The 18,815-nt window shown below is 38.1% G+C and carries 16 protein-coding genes; 10 read left to right on the forward strand and 6 right to left on the reverse strand.

Going from position 1 to position 18,815, the window contains the following annotated elements; translation table 11 throughout:
• The first annotated feature begins 2 nt into the window (after positions 1–2).
• From CWB62_RS10510 to CWB62_RS10520, 3 genes are all read left to right on the forward strand, one after another.
• The gene (locus CWB62_RS10510) at positions 3–1,151 is read left to right on the forward strand and encodes a 5-(carboxyamino)imidazole ribonucleotide synthase (protein WP_058404022.1); all 1,149 of its coding nucleotides are present in this window, start codon (positions 3–5) and stop codon (positions 1,149–1,151) included.
• Between the two features lie 218 nt (positions 1,152–1,369).
• On the forward strand, positions 1,370–2,530 hold the full coding sequence (locus CWB62_RS10515; protein WP_138527641.1) for an endonuclease/exonuclease/phosphatase family protein: 1,161 nt from the start codon (positions 1,370–1,372) through the stop codon (positions 2,528–2,530).
• A gap of 119 nt (positions 2,531–2,649) precedes the next feature.
• Positions 2,650–5,151 carry a S9 family peptidase gene (locus tag CWB62_RS10520; protein ID WP_138527644.1) on the forward strand — a complete coding sequence of 834 codons (2,502 nt, stop codon included), beginning with the start codon at positions 2,650–2,652 and terminating at the stop codon, positions 5,149–5,151.
• 74 nt (positions 5,152–5,225) lie between these two features.
• On the opposite strand, the gene rrtA is transcribed toward CWB62_RS10520, so the two are convergent.
• Complete coding sequence (rrtA, locus tag CWB62_RS10525; RefSeq protein ID WP_138527732.1) at positions 5,226–5,810, reverse strand: rhombosortase; 585 nt, start codon at positions 5,808–5,810, stop codon at positions 5,226–5,228.
• A 96-nt stretch (positions 5,811–5,906) separates the two neighbouring features.
• Here rrtA and ggt point away from each other — a divergent pair, with 96 nt between their 5' ends.
• From ggt to CWB62_RS10540, 3 genes are all read left to right on the forward strand, one after another.
• A complete protein-coding gene (gene ggt / locus CWB62_RS10530) occupies positions 5,907–7,685 on the forward strand; it encodes a gamma-glutamyltransferase (protein WP_138527646.1) in 1,779 nt (592 codons plus the stop codon).
• Between the two features lie 137 nt (positions 7,686–7,822).
• Positions 7,823–9,517, forward strand: coding sequence for an NAD-dependent malic enzyme (locus CWB62_RS10535; RefSeq protein ID WP_138527648.1), 1,695 nt, complete (start codon positions 7,823–7,825; stop codon positions 9,515–9,517).
• 153 nt (positions 9,518–9,670) lie between these two features.
• On the forward strand, positions 9,671–10,399 hold the full coding sequence (locus CWB62_RS10540; RefSeq protein WP_138527650.1) for an SIMPL domain-containing protein: 729 nt from the start codon (positions 9,671–9,673) through the stop codon (positions 10,397–10,399).
• A gap of 27 nt (positions 10,400–10,426) precedes the next feature.
• On the opposite strand, the gene CWB62_RS10545 is transcribed toward CWB62_RS10540, so the two are convergent.
• Positions 10,427–11,779: a DUF2254 domain-containing protein gene (locus CWB62_RS10545; protein ID WP_138527652.1), complete on the reverse strand. Its 1,353-nt coding sequence runs from the start codon at positions 11,777–11,779 to the stop codon at positions 10,427–10,429.
• Positions 11,780–11,938: 159 nt separating this feature from the next.
• On the opposite strand from CWB62_RS10545, the gene CWB62_RS10550 reads away from it, so the two are divergent.
• The 4 genes from CWB62_RS10550 (at position 11,939) to CWB62_RS10565 (ending at position 14,643) form a co-directional block, all read left to right on the forward strand.
• A complete protein-coding gene (locus CWB62_RS10550; protein ID WP_058551958.1) occupies positions 11,939–12,313 on the forward strand; it encodes an MAPEG family protein in 375 nt (124 codons plus the stop codon).
• The gene (locus CWB62_RS10555) at positions 12,314–12,943 is read left to right on the forward strand and encodes a sulfotransferase (RefSeq protein WP_138527654.1); all 630 of its coding nucleotides are present in this window, start codon (positions 12,314–12,316) and stop codon (positions 12,941–12,943) included.
• Positions 12,944–13,018: 75 nt separating this feature from the next.
• Entirely contained in the window at positions 13,019–13,591 is a 573-nt protein-coding gene (locus CWB62_RS10560; RefSeq protein ID WP_138527656.1) for a MiaE family protein, read from the forward strand.
• A 275-nt stretch (positions 13,592–13,866) separates the two neighbouring features.
• Positions 13,867–14,643, forward strand: coding sequence for a DNA/RNA non-specific endonuclease (locus CWB62_RS10565; protein WP_138527658.1), 777 nt, complete (start codon positions 13,867–13,869; stop codon positions 14,641–14,643).
• Between the two features lie 280 nt (positions 14,644–14,923).
• On the opposite strand, the gene CWB62_RS10570 is transcribed toward CWB62_RS10565, so the two are convergent.
• The 4 genes from CWB62_RS10570 to CWB62_RS10585 all read right to left on the reverse strand — a co-directional run bounded on the left by CWB62_RS10570 (position 14,924) and on the right by CWB62_RS10585 (position 18,779).
• Positions 14,924–15,883: a sugar-binding transcriptional regulator gene (locus CWB62_RS10570; RefSeq protein ID WP_058404011.1), complete on the reverse strand. Its 960-nt coding sequence runs from the start codon at positions 15,881–15,883 to the stop codon at positions 14,924–14,926.
• A gap of 169 nt (positions 15,884–16,052) precedes the next feature.
• Positions 16,053–17,063 (reverse strand): ABC transporter ATP-binding protein, encoded by a 1,011-nt coding sequence (locus CWB62_RS10575; RefSeq protein WP_138527660.1) that lies wholly within the window; start codon positions 17,061–17,063, stop codon positions 16,053–16,055.
• 10 nt (positions 17,064–17,073) lie between these two features.
• On the reverse strand, positions 17,074–17,904 hold the full coding sequence (locus tag CWB62_RS10580) for a carbohydrate ABC transporter permease (RefSeq protein ID WP_138527662.1): 831 nt from the start codon (positions 17,902–17,904) through the stop codon (positions 17,074–17,076).
• A 2-nt stretch (positions 17,905–17,906) separates the two neighbouring features.
• Positions 17,907–18,779 carry a carbohydrate ABC transporter permease gene (locus CWB62_RS10585; protein ID WP_002960879.1) on the reverse strand — a complete coding sequence of 291 codons (873 nt, stop codon included), beginning with the start codon at positions 18,777–18,779 and terminating at the stop codon, positions 17,907–17,909.
• Positions 18,780–18,815 lie beyond the last annotated feature (36 nt).

Raw genomic sequence — 18,815 nt, forward strand, 5'->3', positions numbered from 1 at the left:
CGATGAATATTTTAATTTTAGGTGCAGGACAACTTGCACGTATGATGAGCCTTGCAGGCGCACCACTTAATTTGAATGTAGTTGCTTACGATGTTGGCAGCCAAAAAATTGTTCACCCGCTAACGGGCGAAGTGTATACAACAACGCTTGAACAAGCTATTGAATCAGCTGATGCAATCACGGCTGAATTTGAGCACATTCCTGATGATGTTTTAACGCTATGCTGTAATAGCAACAAGTTTTATCCGGGTAAAGCCGCAATTAAAACAGGTGGTGATAGAGCACTAGAAAAAGCGTTACTTAATAAAACAGGGGTTGAATGTGCGCCCTATCAGCTAATTACTGAAAAAGCACATTTAGAACTTGCTGCTAAAAACCTAGGTAAGCCACTTGTAATAAAAACCTGCCAAGCAGGCTACGACGGTAAAGGGCAATGGCGATTAAAATCAGATGATCAAATAGAACAAATTTGGTCAGAAATGGCTGATTTTATAGCATCAGGGTCACAGGATGCGCCGCACACAATTATTGCAGAAAAAATGATCCCGTTTGATCGAGAAGTCTCTATTATTGGTGCGCGAGATAAACACGGTAATGTTGCTATTTATCCGTTAACAGAAAACGAGCATACCAACGGTGTGCTAACGCTTTCTGTTGCTGGTAAAAATAATAAACAGGTAGAAGCACAAGCAAACGACGCATTTACTAAAATTGCTAACGAACTTAACTATGTGGGTGTATTGGCCATAGAGTTTTTTGATGTAATGGGCACACTATTAGTTAATGAAATTGCACCACGAGTCCATAATTCAGGTCATTGGACTCAGCAAGGTTGTCATTGTTCGCAATTTGAAAATCATATGCGTGCCGTTGCAGGTTTACCACTTGGAAATACTGAGCTAAAACATATTACGGCTATGATCAATGTGCTTGGACAAGCAAGCATCCCTGCTGAGGTACTTACATTACCTGACGTAACAAGCCATTGGTACGGTAAAGCGGCGAAGCCAGGTCGTAAAATGGGTCATATTAATGTATCGGCTCACAATATGAATGACCTGTCAGACAAGTTAAGTCAATTAACTGATTATTTACCAGAGCACGATTACCCGGGTATTTTAAAAACGGCAGAAAAACTAATTTTAGGCTAGGGGCCTTGAGCAAGACGGATGAGCCTTTTCTCAGTTAAATAAGCAAGACGCTTTATGCCGCATTTACTCAGAACTGTAGGTGAAATACCTCGAGCCAAAATTAAATTGCACCTTAATTAAAAAATGCTGAGTTTACTCGGCATTTTTTGTCTGTAAAAAAACAAAAACGCACTACATTATGAAATAATAAAACTAATTATTTCAAGGTGAGTGTTTAAATGAAATCTAAACTAATTTATGGCGCGTTAGTCGCCACGTTTTTGAGTGTCAATATTCATGCGACAGAGTCTATTCGTGTTGCCACATTCAATGTCAGTATGGATGCTACAAATTACACTGCCAAAGGCGAGCTTATTAAAAGTGATGCCTTAGTCAAAGCTCTTACCTCAAACACACAACAGATTAAAAATATTGCAGAAATTATCCAGCGCGTTCGCCCAGATATTATTTTACTGAACGAGTATGACTTTGTTCCTAAAGAACAAGGTATTGATTACTTTAAAACACATTACTTAAACGTAAGCCAAAACCATCAAACCGCCATTGATTACCCTTATTCTTATATAGCACCCGTTAATACGGGTCTTGCTACAGAGTTTGACCTAGATAACGATGGTAAAAAAAGTAAAGTAATGGGTGATGCCCAAGGCTTTGGCTTTTTTGAAGGGCATTATGGGATGGCCATACTATCTAAGTACCCAATCGATTTTGACAAAATTAGAACTCTTCAAACCTTTAAATACAAAGATATGCCTAATGCCCACATGCCGTTAATGCCAAAAACAGGTGAAAATTGGTATAGCGCTCAAGAGTGGCAAGCTCTTAGGTTAAGTTCTAAATCGTTTTGGGATGTCCCGGTTGTTATTAATAACAAAGCAGTGCATATATTAGCGTCGCATCCTACGCCTCCGGTGTTTGATGGCGAAGAAGATAGAAATGGCAAACGTAACCATGACGAAATTAGATTAATTGCCGACTACGTAGCAAATGCTAACTATTTATACGACGATAATGGACAAAAAGGCGGGCTAGAGACGCAGTCTCGTTTTGTTATTTTGGGTGATTTAAATGCAGCACCCGAAGGTGACAAAGCGCGTTTAGAAACAACCGATCAATTACTTAATAATCCATTAATCAATGCTCGCTTTTTACCTCAAAGTGAAGGTGCTAAGCAGCAATACGAGTTTTCCTATGCAAAACGCTTTACTGCCAATTGGCAGGCACGTGTTGATTATGTATTACCATCGACTTATGGGTTAGAAATAAAAGATGGCGGGGTATTTTGGCCAGTTGAATCAAGCGAGCAATATCGGTTAATTAAAGATAGAACGGCATCAAGCGATCATCGTTTAGTGTGGCTTGATTTAGCAATTAAATAATTAAGGAATGAGTAAACAGAGCTTTACCCTGTTAATTGGCTATTTATCTTAAAAAATTGCATTAACTTTGGTGCTTCTGCTTAAATACGCGTTAATTATAATAACGGTATAGAAGCACTATGATCTTTAATTTTTCCTCATCTAAAACGTTAGTCGCATTGGCTGTTGCCTCAAGTGTTATGCTTGCGGGTTGTAGTGCAACTGCAAACACATCATCTAAAAATAATATTTCGGCAACAAATAAAGTTGAGGCGGTTGTAAGTACACCTGCCGATGTTGGCTCTGAAAAAATTACATTAAAGCAAGCAATGGCTGATCCTGATTGGATAGGTAACCAACCTCAAAATGCTTTTTGGGGTACTGATTCAGCAACAATTATTTATGCTCAAAAGCAACAAGGTAACACCTTACATGATTTATTTAGCCAGTCATTAACGTCTCAAACAGCTGAACAAGTCGCATTGAGTAAGCTACATACACTGGGCGCTAGAAACGCAGTTTTTTCAAACAATAAAGCAATGCAAGCCTACGTGTTTAAAGGCAATGTGTTTGTTAAAAATGTAAAAACTGACACAATTCGCCAAGTAACCCATAGCTCGGTTAATGAATCCAATCCACAGTTTTTAAATGATGGCGCATTGGCTTATCGTCAAGGGAATGTGTTTTTTAAAGTCGATTTAGTGACGGGGTTAACGCAAGAAATTGCTAACTTAAAGCTTGCTGATAAACCAAAAGGAATTAGCGAGCCGAGTTCGTACATTGCAAAAGAACAACACAAACTTATTGAATATATTGCCCTTGAACACAAAAATAAAAAAGATCAGCACGCGCGTAATACACAAATAAACGAGCAAAATACCTCTATAGCGGATACAAGTTACTATTTAGGCAAAGGCAATAAAGTTGATAAAGTAGAACTTTCTCCAAACGGTGATGCGTTATTGGTGGTTGTGAAAAAGCAATCTAGCTGGCGCAGTGACACCGATATAATGCCACATTATGTGACTGATGACGCAACCATAGCCCCTAAAAAAGTTCGTCGTCGTATTGCTGATGCAACAGAAGAAACATCACAACTTATATACATAAATTTAAATGATAAAACACAAAACACGCTAGCGTTTGATACGCTGCCAGGTTTTGATGAAGATGTATTAGCCAGTGTCAAAAAAGAAAATTATGCACGACTAGGCAAAACCTATGAATCAAAAAAATCATCCCGCGCTATTAATTTGATCACTGGGTGGGGATTAGGTCAAAGCCCAATAGTGTGGAACAACGATGGTTCGCAAGTTGCTATTATGCTTGAAGCGTGGGACAACAAAGATCGCTGGATTGCAACCGTAGACTTTGAAAATAATACACTCGAGTCGCAGCATCGTTTACATGACGATGCATGGATTGCTTATGCATTTAATAATTTTGGCTGGTTAAATAACACAAATACTCTTTATTACCTTTCAGAAGAGTCAGGTTACAGCCAACTTTATAAAAAACCATTAAACGGTAAAGCCATTGCGTTAACTCAAGGTCAGTTTGAGGTATCAAACCCAACAGTTACAAGTGACGATTCTGCTATTTATTACAAAGCAAATGTTGAACACCCAGGCTTATACGAAATTTTTCGTGTAAATCCACAAACAGCTGTAAGTGAAAAAATTACTGATTTAAATGGCATGACCGACTACACGTTAAGCCCAGATGAAAGTAAATTATTGCTAGTACACTCTAAAATTACCATGCCTGCTGAGCTATATGTAACAGATGCTAAAGCTAATGCGACGGCAACACGTTTAACTAATACGGTATCTAACGCGTTTTTAGCTAAAAAATTAACGGCACCTAAAATAGTTGCAGTGCCATCAAGCCATACAGATCAGCCAATATACGCCAAGGTATACTACCCAGCTGATTACGTAGAAGGCGAAAGTGGTAAAACCCGTAAAGCGGTGATTTTTAATCACGGTGCAGGGTATTTACAAAACTCACACATGGGTTGGTCTGTTTACTTTAGAGAGTTTATGTTTCATTCATTATTGGCTGATGAAGGTTACGTGGTAATGGATATGGATTATCGCGCATCTAAAGGGTATGGACGCGACTGGCGTGCAGCAATTTATCGCCAAATGGGCACGCCAGAAACACAAGATTTAGCGGATGGTGTTAAATGGATGGCTGAAAATGCTAACGTGGATACTAAGGCAGTAGCCACGTATGGCGGGTCTTATGGTGGCTTTATGACCTTTATGGCGTTATTTACGGCACCAGAGTTATTTCAATCAGGTGCAGCGCTTCGCCCGGTAACCGATTGGGCACACTATAATACAGCATATACGGGTAATATATTAAACCACCCAGATGTGGATCCCATTGCATACGAGCGCAGCTCACCTATTTACTTTGCTGAAGGGTTAAATAAGCCGTTATTAATAAATGCACCAATGGTAGACGATAACGTATTTTTTCAAGACTCAGTGCGTTTAGTACAGCGCTTAATTGAGCTTGAAAAAGAAAACTTTGAAACGGCTATCTTCCCTGTTGAACCGCATGGTTTTGTGCAGCCTTCAAGTTGGTTAGATGAATACCGCCGTATTTATAAGCTATTTAAAGAAACGCTTTAATCTTAAATTTTTAAATTTAAGTATAAAAAAACGCCGCGTTTACTAACGCGGCGTTTTTATTAATATTGGAAAGCTTAATCGTTATTTTTTAAGTATGCAATTGCCAAAGGTATGCCAAGCAGTGTGCCACCTATAGCACCTATTAAATGTGCATCTATTGCAACAGTAGAGTTTATTAACTTACCTATGTCGGCATTTGGACCGCTAAATTGCTCAAACGCTATTTTTACCCATACACCTATAAACAACAAATAACCCGACTTTAGCCCCAACGTGACATCTTTCACTGCCCCCCAAATAATTACACCGTGTAGTAGGGCGCTGAGCCCTGTATAAATATGTATATTAGGGCAAAACCAATAAACACCGAGTCCACACCAAAGAGCAAGCAAACATATATTAGTTGTATAATGTGTAGGTGTCGTATATTCGCCGTGCAATAGCCAAATTAGAAATATCCCCCCGCAATTTAAACCTAAATGTGCCCAATTAGCGTGCACAAACTGGCTGGTGAACACTCGCCATACTTCACCTTGTTCAACAAAGTTGCGGTTAAATTCAAGTAAATAATTTAAATCAAATGCAGCAAAAATAGTGCTAAAAAGTATCAGGCAAAGGGGCGGTAAAATATAACGAGGCTGAATAGGTAAATTAAGCATTTTATTGTATTTTTTAGTATTAATTTTTGCATATTGTGCCTGTTTAACTTTAAGATGCCAATTACCCATTGTAATTAAGTGTTTTTAGTATTTTTTATGCATTTTAAACTTAACTCATTATTTGCTATTGGCTTAGGTGTTTTGTCTTTGCCGGTACTGTCAAAAGAACCCACAAAAATAGAAGTTCGTGAACCAGAAGCCACTACCTCAATCAATGCTAAGCAAATTGTTAAAGGTGATAAATATATGGTGGCAGCAGCCAATCCGTATGCGTCACAAGCGGGGAGGCAAATATTAGCAAAAGGCGGCAGTGCCGTTGATGCAGCAATCGCCACTCAACTTATTTTAACGCTTGTTGAGCCACAATCATCGGGTATTGGTGGCGGTACATTTATGATGTACTACAACAAATCAAATAATAAGTTAACCAGCTTTGATGGACGAGAAACGGCCCCTAAAAATGCTGATGAAAACTTATTTTTAAATAAACATCGTAAAGCGGTTAAATGGATTGAAGCCGTTGTTGGCGGACGTTCTGTAGGTGTGCCAGGCGTGTTACATGCCTTTGCTAATGCGCATAAGCAATATGGTGTATTGCCTTGGGATGAGCTATTTAAACCCGCTATTAAACTTGCCCAAGAAGGTTTTGTGGTATCGCCTCGATTGCATGGTTTATTAGCGCGTCAATTAAATCCAGGTGTTATTAGTATGCCGGTGATACATGAATATTTTTACCCAAAAGGTAAACTCATTGAAGCGGGTAGCATTAAAAAAAACCAGCCGCTTGCTGATTTATACAAAGCCATCGCTCATAAAGGAATAGATGCGTTTTATAAAGGCGAAAATGCTAAACAAATAGTTAAAGCAGTGCAAAAATCAAAAATTGCACCCGGCACATTAACGCAGCAAGACCTAGCACATTATAAAAGCAAAGAGCGTGACGCGGTATGTATAAAATACCGCGTATACAATGTGTGTTCTATGGCACCACCTAGTAGTGGTGGTGTGGCTGTTTTGCAAATGTTAGGTTTACTAGAGCATACAAATATTTCGGCTCTAACACCTAATAGCGAACAGGCTGTTCATTACTTTAGCCAAGCGTCACGCATTGCGTTTGCCGATAGGAATGTATATATGGGTGACCCAGATTTTACTCAGGTACCTACACAAGAATTATTAAACAAAAACTACATTAAATCACGTGCAAAACTCATAACCGAAAAAGATCAGCAAGCGGTTGCTGGCAACCCTGTTAATTTTTTAAGTTACGCACAAGATGATTCGTATGAACTGCCTTCTACATCTCATGTATCTATTGTTGATAGCTTTGGTAATGCGGTATCAATGACCAGCTCAATTGAAATGGCATTTGGCTCAACGGTGATGGTTAATGGATATATTTTAAATAACCAACTCACTGACTTCTCACTTTCACCTCGTAAAAACGGCAAATTAGTTGCTAACCGTGTAGAGCCAGGCAAACGACCGCGTAGTTCTATGTCACCTGTTATGGTGTTTAATGAAGATGGCAGCTTACGTTTAGTTGTAGGGTCTCCCGGTGGCAGCCGTATTATTGATTACGTTGCTCAAGTCGTTGTTGGCGTTTTAGATTGGAACTTATCTGTGCAAGAGGCAATAAACCTGCCGCGTACGACTAATCGTAATGACTACACCAGTCTTGAAAAAGGCACCGCTCTTGAATCACTTGAACCAGCACTTTCTGCTCGAGGTCATAAAGTACGTGTGTTAGATCTAAACTCGGGTTTGCATGGCGTAGAAGTAAAAAATAATAAGCTGTATGGTGCAGCAGATCCGCGCCGCGAAGGCGTTGCGCTCTCTGATTTATCTGATAATAACGCCACTTTCAAATTTTAAATTATGTATAATACAAACACGACCTATGTGCGTGTTTATATTCTCAATGGTCTGACAAGTACTATGTTCATTGCATTTAAATTCTGAGCATTGATAATGACAGATCATAACTTAAGACTCCATTAAAGCCTGGAAATATGACAACAAATACTGATCCTAATTACCTATATATTCATCACTCTGGCCCTGGCCTTATTGAAACGCCTTTACTGAATAAGGGCAGTGCATTTAGTAAAAAAGAGCGCGAAAACTTTAACCTTGCAGGTTTACTTCCTCCACGCTTTGAAACAATTGAAGAGCAAGTTGAGCGTTGTTATCAACAATATTCAAGCTTTACCGACAATCTTAATAAGCACATATATTTACGTGCAATTCAAGATAACAACGAAACGCTTTATTACCGCCTAGTGCGCGATCACCTTGAAGAAATGATGCCAATTATTTACACCCCAACGGTGGGCGATGCCTGTGAAAAGTTCTCCGATATTTATCGTAGCGCACGCGGTTTGTTTATTTCGTATGAAGATCGTTACCAAATTGACGATATTTTACGTAATGCGACAAAAGGTAAAGTAAAAGTAATAGTGGTAACTGATGGTGAGCGTATTTTAGGCTTAGGCGATCAGGGTATTGGTGGCATGGGTATTCCTATTGGTAAATTATCGCTTTACACCGCATGTGGGGGTATTAGCCCAGCATACACCTTACCTGTAATGCTTGATGTAGGTACCAATAACGAAAAACTGTTAAACGACCCAATGTACATGGGCGCACGCCATAAGCGTATTGCGCAAGACGAGTACGATGAGTTTTTAGATCTATTCATCAAAGCGGTTAAGCGCCGTTGGCCAAGTGTTTTACTTCAGTTTGAAGATTTTGCACAGCCTAATGCAATGCCACTTCTTAAGCGCTACCGTGAAGAAATTTGTAGCTTCAATGACGACATTCAAGGCACAGCGTCAGTCACGGTTGGCTCTTTATTAGCCGCCTGTCGTGTTAAAGGCTCAACATTAAGCCAACAAAAAGTGGTGTTTGTTGGGGCTGGCTCTGCCGGTTGTGGTATTGCTGAGCAAATTATTAGCCAAATGGTGTTTGAAGGTATCTCTGAAGAGCAAGCACGTAGCCAAGTATTTATGGTGGACCGTTTTGGTTTATTAACGAATGGAATGGAAGGTTTGCGAGATTTCCAGCAAGCTTTAGCACAGCCAACTAATGCGTTAAGTGATTGGACTTACAGCGGTGAATATGCGTCGCTACTGGATGTAATGCACTGTGCAAAACCAGATATATTGATTGGTGTATCGGGTCAGCCAGGTTTGTTTACAGAGCAAGTAATACGCGCAATGCATTCAACGTGTGAACAACCTATAATTTTCCCATTAAGTAATCCGTCTAAGCAGGTAGAAGCATACCCGGAAGATGTAATTAAATGGACCGATGGTAAAGCATTAGTTGCAACAGGAAGCCCGTTTGATCCTGTTCAATACAATGGTGAAACTTACCCTATTCCACAGTGTAACAATAGTTATATTTTCCCTGGTATTGGTTTAGGCGTTATTGCTGCTAAAGCGACACGTATTACCGATGCTATGCTTAGCGTGTCGAGTGAAATGCTTGCTGAGTCTTCACCGCGTGCAAACAGCGGAAAAGGTAGTTTACTACCTGCGCTAACAGAAATTGAAACGCTAAGTAAACGCATTGCATTTGCTATTGCTAAAAAAGCGATAGAAGAGGGCGTAGCATTAGAAATTTCTGACGATGCTCTTTGGGCAGCAATAGATAAAAATTACTGGTTGCCAAAATACCGCAACTACAAACGTTGCAGTGTTTAATTACGGTAGTCGTAATTTAAAGTAACTCAGGCTGTACGTTAAGTTACAGCTAATAACAAAAAACAGGCAATTGCCTGTTTTTTTGTGCTTGTTCATTTTTTATTAACCAAGTAGGCTCTTTAATAGAGTTAATTAAATACAATGGATAACGCTATGAAATCACTCACACTCTTTTTAGGCAGCGCATTTGCTTTAACAGCTGTTAGCTTTAATACGTTTGCGGCATCAACACCAAACGCCCCTCATATTTATGTTAAAGGGGAAGCAACCTTAACAACAATGCCTGACTATGTTCAACTAAGTGTTGGTATTAGTGAAATTGATAAAAACCTAATTGCAGCTAAAAACAGAACAGATACCGTAATGGCTAAAGCAATTAAGCTAGTTAAAGAAGTGGGTGTAAAGGAAGGGGATATTAATGCAGGCCATATTTCAATAAATCGTGAAAGCCAGTATAACCGCACATCGGGGTCGCAAGAATTCAAAGGCTTCAGAGTGTCGCGCACACTTACCTTAAAACTAAGTGATATAAAAAAATACCCAGAGCTATTACAAAGCTTAGTAAACAACGGTATTAACGAAATTAATCACACACAATTTTTAGCAAGTAATTACAACGAGCTTCATAAAAAAGCGCAAAAGCTTGCTATTAAAGATGCCCGCGATGCAGCAAAAGAGTTTAGTGAAGATTACGGGGTGGAACTTAAAGGGCTTTATACAGCTTCGCTTAGCCCAATGAATGTACCATCTCAGCCTTATATGCGCGCCGAGCAAACAATGATGAAAGCAGATACTGCACCAGGTAACTTTGTACCCGATGCCTACCATGCCGGAGAAATAAAAGTGACTGCTTCAAGCTATGCAGTATACTTTATAGAGTAACTATATTAACGGTCGCTAAAATTGTGATTAATCTTGGTGGCGCTCAAAACGTGCCACTAATTCCTCACCTTGTTGCTCACTAATTCGCGCAATTGAATTAAGCATATTTTTAATTTCGCGCCTGTCGTACTCATTCGTCACTTGCTCATTAATGTCATCGACTATGGCGTTTAAGTAGTTAAACAAACTATTGCGCGCATCTTCATCGTCATGAGCCACAAACAAAATGTTTTTAAACGCTTCAAGTACGTTAGTCATTACATAAGCATCGCTTTTAGCGTAATTACGCAGTGGCGTAAAATTATCGTGTAATAGCTCATCAAAACTTGTCTCGTGTATAAATAACAGCGGTTCGTTATCGGTGTGCTTAAACGAGTAATTTGTGTCGCTTATTTCAAGGCGCTTAATAAGTAAAATACTCAGCATATCAATAGATTTGACCGCAGTACCCGGATCGTTTATCCCTGGGCTCATTGCTTTGACCGCTATTTCAGAAATTTGCGTTAAGCCATAACGATAATGATCGCTAATATACTCTTCTATATAAAAAATAAAGCAGTCTAAAATTTTAGCTATTAGCGCTTCATCGGCTGATATGTCTTTATCGCATTTTAAAAACGGATACCCTTTAACTGTAAAGTAACCTTGATTTACAGAGATATAAATACGGATGTTTTCTTGCTCTAAAAGCGCACACAGCTTGTCGGTGTGAACGCCTTTGTAATAACCCTCTGTTGTACTTTTAATTGAATGCCACTGCGTAAAATCTGGAAAGTCATTAAAAGGACACTCTGCTTGTCTAGTTTGTATGCTTTTTATTTCTGCTTTTGTTTGTCTAAACAAGCCATTTAATACGTTATCAACCTGTATTGCTTTAGAAATAGAGTGAATAAAAAATACAAACAACCCCAGCGATATCAAACCAAATACCAGCGCAAATAAAACCCCCAAAGAGGGGATAGCTGTATCGCCACCTTCAAGCTTATTAATATTTATAAGCATAATAATTGAGTAAATTATGCTACCTAAATAAAAGCCAAGCACCATTTGGTGAGACTTACGAGTAATAAGTCCAGGCACAACACGTGGCGATAAACTTGCACTAGCGGAGTTTAAAACCACCATAACCATAGAAAAACTAAACACGGTAAGCGATATAATACTGCCCGCAAGGGTACTTAAAATGGTACGTGCGTTTTCAGCACTATCAACTAAAACCACTGAAATAAATGATTTTATTTGTTCAACCGGCGCTACATATTCAAGCGACATAGTAATAATGGCAAACAGTAAAAACCCAATAGAAAATAACGAGGGATAAAAACCAATACTGTTTATCATTTCACGATAACTATCGGCTACTTTACGAGGTACAAACATAAAATCCTTATGTGAGCTTAAAATCTATTTAACTACATTAGCATAGTTGAGCACTAAACTTCTGATAATGCTTATCAAAATATATGTTATTATTCCAAATTAAAATTACGTGCCTAACGGCTAATGTAATATTCAAATAATAAATGACAGGAATACACTGTGATCATTTCAACTTATGCTGCTTTACTTGCGTTTTATTACATTTACCTGAGCTTTAATGTAATTAAAGTGCGTAAAAAAGAGCAAATATCACTCGGTGATAACGGTAATGTTAAACTACAGCGTGCAGTTCGCGCTCATGCAAATTTTATGGAATATGTACCTTTTACAATTATTTTGCTTTTTTTAGCTGAATACCAAGGCCTCGCTAGCCATTACTGCAACATATTGGGTGCCGCGCTGTTAATAGGGCGCGTGTTTCATAATTTAGGCATAGTAGAGGCAAAATTAAAGTATCGTCAAATAGGTGCTGTAGCCACATTTTTAGTCATGGTTATTAGCGCATTTATATTGCTTGTTACCCGTAATAGCTAAATGAGTAAACTATTTATAATCGGCCTTCCGCGTACTGGCACAACAAGTGTGTGCCATGCGTTTTTAGAACTGAGTATTGCAACGGCGCATACTGCCTACACACAGGCTTGTTTTAAAAATGCAATGGCGATCGCCGACACCCCCATATTTAACGACTACCAAGTACTTGATAAGCACTACCCAGATTCTAAATTTATTTACCTAGAGCGCGAACTAAGTGCATGGTTACCTTCTATTAAACAGCTTTTAACGCGTATGCATACTAATTTAACGCGCGGCGATGGTGGTTTTAATATTCATATAAAGCGCTGTTATTTAAATACCTTTAGTGAAATGTCGCTTGAAAATATTAACGATGATAGTTATTTAGTAAATTGTTACACCAGCCATTTTGAATCAGCCAAGCGCTACTTTAAACACCGCCCGCAAGATTTTTTATCTATTGATATAGCTAAACCTGCAAGTTATAAAGCACTGTGTGATTTTTTAGAATTAACAAGCGATAAAACAGGTTTTGAAAAAATGAATATGGGCGGAAAAGTCACTGCGTGGAATGATATAAAGCACGCCTTAAAAATAGAGTCGACAGCGAAAGGGCGTATAGATAAACATTTGCCTTATCAGATTTAATTTTAGCGACTCCATCAAGATTTTTAATACAAAATACGCTAAAATCCTCGCATTATTTTTTAAGTAGTACTTATTATGTTTGAATTAAAATACCATACTCCATTTGAATGGACCGAAGCGGTACTTGCCGACTTTAATACCTTTTTACAAGATCACGCTGCTGCAGAAAAAAAAGCATCGGGCATGGCTATTTCTATGCTTTCGCACTATCCAGACAAGCGTAAACTTGTTAAAGCGATGACAGACCTAGCGCTTGAAGAACTAATACATTTTAAACAAGTACTTAAACTATTAACTGAACGCGATACAACGCTAGGTGATGACCAAAAAGACCCGTACATAAAACAAATTCGCGCTTTATTTAGACACGGTCGTGATGGTTTTTTAATGGATAGGTTATTAGTGGGCGGCGTAATTGAAGCTCGTGGGCATGAGCGTTTTTCATTAGTTGCCCAAGCATTACCAGCTGGTAAAGAAAAAGATTTTTATGTGGCCATTGCTAAATCAGAAGAAAAACATAAAAACCTTTTTGTTGAATTAGCTTACGAATACTTTGATAAAGAAGAAGTAGACGTACGCTTGGAAGAATTACTAATTGCTGAAGCTGAAATTTGTAAAAGCATCCCATTTACAGCCGCACTGCATTAACTATATTTTATGTAATGACAAAACGCAGGCATTTGCCTGCGTTTTTTTGTTTGTAAATTAAGGTCTAAGTCAAACGCGTTAATAAATATAATAGGGGGCTTAGCGTATTTTTATTAAGCGATTAAATAGAGCTAAAGTTTTAACATTAAAACATAATGATTAAGTCTTAAATGCATGATTTCTATTTAACTTATTGAATATATTTATAAATTTACATATATCTGTAACAAAGGCTTGTTAGTTTTTTATCCTCATTTATACAGGATAAAACAACAATGAAAGCATTATTAAAAATATCATTAACCGTATCAAGCTTATTTATCGCTTCAACAGCCAATGCAGCAAATTGCTTAGAAGGTTGTCCAACAGGATTAAATAACGGCAAAACGATTGAACGTAGTATTTATACCCTAAAAAATAATCGTTATACCAAATTTGCAGACTGGGTAGCATACCAAGTTACACCCGATACAATGAGTGGCCCATCAAGATCAAGAAGTTGGAAAGCAGACCCAGATTTATATTCACATTACACGCTTGAACCCAGTGATTACACAGATGCATACGCAACAATTAATACCGACCGAGGGCATCAAGTACCATTAGCATCTTTTAGTAATACAGCCGATTGGCGTTTAACAAATTTGCTTTCTAATATTACACCTCAATCTTCTGCATTAAACCAAGGTCCATGGGTTAGGCTTGAAACTGCTGTAAGAAATCATGTTGAGGATGGTAATAACCTTTATGTAGTAACAGGCCCAATGTACGAATATTACTTTGCAGATTTACCGCGTGCTAACGAAAACCACACAATACCCAGTGGTTATTTTAAAATCGTAATGAAGCAATCTGGTAGCACTATTAAAGTATCAGCATTTATTATGCAGCAAACTGCAGGCCGCAGAGACAATTTCTGTAACACCCAAGTCAGTATTGATGAAGTTGAGAGTAGAACTGGAATTAATGTATTACCTAATTTAACGAGTAATCAGGCGCAAACGATAGAGTCATCTTTATTTGGTTTATCAAACGAGCTAGGGTGTAACTAAAAACTCATTAAGGTTAGCGGTATATTGGATACCGCTAATTACCACTTGAAACCAAATTATAGTTAAATAGAGCGTTATATACGTTAAATAGGTAAGTACTTTACCTTACTAACTAAGTAAATTAACCTATTTAACATAATATAAATTATAGGTAGTAATGTATTAAATAGCAAGAGCGCATAATTGCACTCTTACTATGTCCAATACTAGACGGTATCGGACATTACATGGTTTTATTTAACTTAAATCTTTTTAAATAAATAGCCTATGTATTAATTGTTTAATCAATACTAAGTAAGCGTTCTGCTGTGTATTCGTTCGTTATTAAACCACTAATCATATTAGATCTCACTGCACCTAATATTGCCAACACTTTTTCTTCACCTGCAGCTATAGCATAAATTTGTTTGTTTTCATTAGTTACTAATGGCGTGCTGGCAACGCGTTGGTTTACAGTGCAATCTAATAATTGACCATTTTTATCGTAAACCCAACTTATCATTTCCCCAACGGCACCTAAGCCTTGCAGTTCTTTTAATTCTTCTGCGTCAACAAACCCATCTATATGTAATGGTGACTTTTCACCTAAGCTACCAATGCCAACAAAGGTTACGTCTGCATTTTTAGCGAGTTTTAAATTGGCTGTTATATTATGTTGTGCATGGAGTTGGTTTTTTTCTTCAATACTACGCGGTAAAACTGGTAGTGGCATCGGATAATGTTTTGCATTAGTGTGTTCGGCCATTCTTACCACAACATCATAAGGCGAAGCTGAACCATCTAACGCCATGTTACCTAACATAGCAACTATTTTATGTTGTGGGCAATCAAGTGTTGGTAGTTCATCAACAACAGCTCGCAAAACTCTGCCGGTTCCCATCGCTAATACTTTAGGTGTTTCTGATTTCAAATGGCGTTGTATTTCTGCTGCGCCAGCTTGTGCCAAGCCGACTGTCGACGAAGGCTCTGAAGGATCGCTTGGTACAACTTCACACGAAACTAAACCAAATCGACTTTTTAATTTTTGCGCTAAATCCATGCATTTGGCAATGGGATGATCAAGTCTTACTTTTATTAATCCTTGGCTAACTGATAAAGCCACCATTCGTTGTGCTGATTGACGCGATACATTAAGCTTTTTTGCTATTTCATCTTGGGTTTTTCCCGCAACGTAATACAACCACCCTGCTCTTGCTGCATCATCGAGCTTTCTAATTTCTGTGTTCGATAACTTTGCCACTTAAACCTCTTTTATTTAAGGAATAACATTTATTTATATAATTTAAAGGCTTAAACCTACAACTTTAATATAAATATATCATTTATTTATATAATGCCGAAGTCAATAATATGAAATAACGGATGCCTTATACTATATTCATAGTACAAGGCATTGGTAAGCCTACAATTTAGTTGTTAACTTTAATAGTATTCCCATTAGTATCAAACGTGTGCACTTTATTTTTTTGTGCAGTTAAAAATACCGAATCGCCGTATTCTAGCGGACAATCACCATCGGCTTTAACTGTTACAGTGGTGCCATTTGTCAGTGTTACGTGTAAGAAACTTTCTGATCCTAAGTGCTCAATTACTCCAACTTTACCTGCCCATGTGCCTGCATCTTGTGAAATTATAAAGTGCTCTGGTCGAACACCTAAGCTTGTTGTTTCGTTAGTCTCGGTATTTGGAACCTCAATAAAATTCATTTTTGGTGAACCAATAAAACCTGCAACAAATTTATTTACTGGGTGTTGATAAAGCTCTAATGGAGTGCCGACTTGCTCAATAATGCCACCATTAAATACAGCAATTCTGTCGGCCATTGTCATCGCTTCAACTTGATCATGTGTTACATAAATCATTGTAGTAGCTAAGCTTTTATGTAGCTCAGATATTTCTAAGCGCATATTTACACGCAATGAAGCGTCAAGATTTGATAGTGGTTCATCAAATAAAAATGCCGATGGTTGTCTAACTATTGCACGCCCTATTGCTACACGTTGACGCTGTCCCCCCGATAACTGGCCCGGTTTACGGTCTAAATAATCTGTTAAATTAAGAATTTTAGCGGCATTTGCAATTTTAGACTCTATTTCAGCTGGACTCACTTTTGCACGTTTTAGTGGAAAAGCAATGTTATTACGCACGCTCATATGCGGGTATAACGCATAAGATTGAAATACCATCGCCAAGCCACTTTTGGCTGGCGGTGTATGTGTTGCATCTTGCCCGTCTATCTCTATATTGCCGCTTGTAGTGTCTTCAAGCCCAGCAATCATGCGTAGTAATGTTGATTTACCACAACCAGATGGCCCAACAAATACAATAAATTCACCATCTTTAATTTCTAAATCTAACGGTTTAATAACGTTTACGTCATCAAAGTTTTTAGTTACTTGTTTTAGTGTGATGCTGCCCATGTGTGTTCTCCTACTTTACTGCGCCGAAGCTTAAGCCACGTACTAATTGTTTTTGACTAAACCAACCAAGAATTAAAATTGGCACAATGGCCATAGCAGATGCTGCCGATAATTTGGCGTAAAATAACCCTTCTGGGCTTGAATAACTGGCAATAAATGCGGTTAAAGGTGAAGCATTTGCTGCTGTTAAAATCAGGGTCCAAAATGCTTCGTTCCACGATAAAATAACGTTTAATAATAGTGTTGAGGCAATCCCAGGCAAGGCTATAGGTAATAGCACGTGGAATATTTCTTCGCCAATAGTTGCACCATCCATGCGTGATGCTTCTAAAATTTCACCGGGTATTTCTCTAAAATAGGTATAAAGCATCCACACCATAATGGGTAAATTTATTAGGGTCATCACAATAACTAAACCTAATTTTGTATCGAGCAAACCAAAGTCTCTGAATAAAAGGTAAATAGGTATTAACACCCCTACCGGCGGAAGCATTTTGGTAGAAAGCATCCACATTAAAAGGTTTTTCGTTTTTTTACTTTGTACAAAAGCCATAGACCATGCTGCTGGCACAGCAATTAATAAACCGACTAAACTTGACCCTAATGAAATCACAACCGAGTTCCAAAAATGAGTAAAGTATGGTGATCTCGACAGAACATCTGAGTAGTTTACAAGCGTCCACTCGAATGCAAATAGAGTGGGTGTGGCTGAAATAGCTTCAGATTCTGTTTTAAAACTAGTGATTAACGTCCATAAAATTGGGAAGAAAATCATTGAGCTAACAGTCCATGCAGCTATGGTATAAATAAGTGTTGAACGTGTGTTATTTTTAATACTCATTCTTACCCCTCCAAGTTTTTGCCAATTAAGCGCATTAAAAATATGGCGACTATATTTGCAATGATCACGGCAACAATGCCACCTGCCGAACCACCGCCTACATCAAACTGCAGTAATGATTGGGTATAAATTAAATAGGTAATGTTTGTCGATGAGTAACCTGGGCCACCGCTTGTTGTAACCAATATTTCAGCAAATATAGAAAGTAAAAATATAGTTTCTATTAATATAACCGCTGTAACAGCGCGTGATAAATGTGGTAAAACAATATAGAAAAATTTGCTAAAAGGACCTGCGCCATCTAAATCTGCGGCTTCTAATTGTTCGCGGTCAAGTGATTGAATCGCCGTAAGCAAAATAAGTGCAGCAAAAGGTAACCACTGCCAAGAGACAATGATAATGATTGAGAACAGCGGCATTTGGGCAAAAAAGTCTATTGGCTCAAACCCTAACCAAATAGCAAAGTGAGCAAATAAACCATTTACAGGGTTCATAAGCATATTTTTCCAGACTAATGCAGATACCGTAGGCATTACAAAAAATGGCGCAAGTACCATAATGCGAACATAATTACGGCCCCATATTGCTTGATCTAATAAAATAGCCAAACCTATGCCACCGCAAATGGTAATTAACAGAACGCCGGTTACTAAATACAGCGTGTTAAAGAAAGATTCAAAAAATGCCGGGTCGGTAAGAAAAAACTCATAGTTTAAAAATCCTACAAATTCTTTATCACCCGGAACTAATAAATTGTAATCAATGAATGAAAAATACAATGTCATACACAGCGGAACAATCATCCAAGCGAGTAACAATATTACGCTAGGAAGAAGCATGAACCGAGCAAGCGTACGCGAGTTAGTTGTTGCCATAACGGTGACCTTAAAAAAGCCAGTTCTATTTACTAA

The sequence above is a fragment of the Pseudoalteromonas sp. S408 genome, from assembly GCF_005886645.1.
GTDB lineage: Bacteria > Pseudomonadota > Gammaproteobacteria > Enterobacterales > Alteromonadaceae > Pseudoalteromonas.

What these genes read in the sequence shown, in the direction of transcription:
- rrtA (WP_138527732.1), bottom strand. Translation starts at nt 5,810, where the DNA reads ATGCTTAATTTACCTATTCAGCCTCGTTATATTTTACCGCCCCTTTGC.
- CWB62_RS10580 (WP_138527662.1), bottom strand. Translation starts at nt 17,904, where the DNA reads ATGAGTATTAAAAATAACACACGTTCAACACTTATTTATACCATAGCT.
- CWB62_RS10585 (WP_002960879.1), bottom strand. Translation starts at nt 18,779, where the DNA reads ATGGCAACAACTAACTCGCGTACGCTTGCTCGGTTCATGCTTCTTCCT.
- CWB62_RS10565 (WP_138527658.1), top strand. Translation starts at nt 13,867, where the DNA reads ATGAAAGCATTATTAAAAATATCATTAACCGTATCAAGCTTATTTATC.
- ggt (WP_138527646.1), top strand. Translation starts at nt 5,907, where the DNA reads ATGCATTTTAAACTTAACTCATTATTTGCTATTGGCTTAGGTGTTTTG.
- CWB62_RS10515 (WP_138527641.1), top strand. Translation starts at nt 1,370, where the DNA reads ATGAAATCTAAACTAATTTATGGCGCGTTAGTCGCCACGTTTTTGAGT.
- CWB62_RS10520 (WP_138527644.1), top strand. Translation starts at nt 2,650, where the DNA reads ATGATCTTTAATTTTTCCTCATCTAAAACGTTAGTCGCATTGGCTGTT.
- CWB62_RS10510 (WP_058404022.1), top strand. Translation starts at nt 3, where the DNA reads ATGAATATTTTAATTTTAGGTGCAGGACAACTTGCACGTATGATGAGC.
- CWB62_RS10560 (WP_138527656.1), top strand. Translation starts at nt 13,019, where the DNA reads ATGTTTGAATTAAAATACCATACTCCATTTGAATGGACCGAAGCGGTA.
- CWB62_RS10575 (WP_138527660.1), bottom strand. Translation starts at nt 17,063, where the DNA reads ATGGGCAGCATCACACTAAAACAAGTAACTAAAAACTTTGATGACGTA.
- CWB62_RS10545 (WP_138527652.1), bottom strand. Translation starts at nt 11,779, where the DNA reads ATGTTTGTACCTCGTAAAGTAGCCGATAGTTATCGTGAAATGATAAAC.
- CWB62_RS10535 (WP_138527648.1), top strand. Translation starts at nt 7,823, where the DNA reads ATGACAACAAATACTGATCCTAATTACCTATATATTCATCACTCTGGC.
- CWB62_RS10555 (WP_138527654.1), top strand. Translation starts at nt 12,314, where the DNA reads ATGAGTAAACTATTTATAATCGGCCTTCCGCGTACTGGCACAACAAGT.
- CWB62_RS10540 (WP_138527650.1), top strand. Translation starts at nt 9,671, where the DNA reads ATGAAATCACTCACACTCTTTTTAGGCAGCGCATTTGCTTTAACAGCT.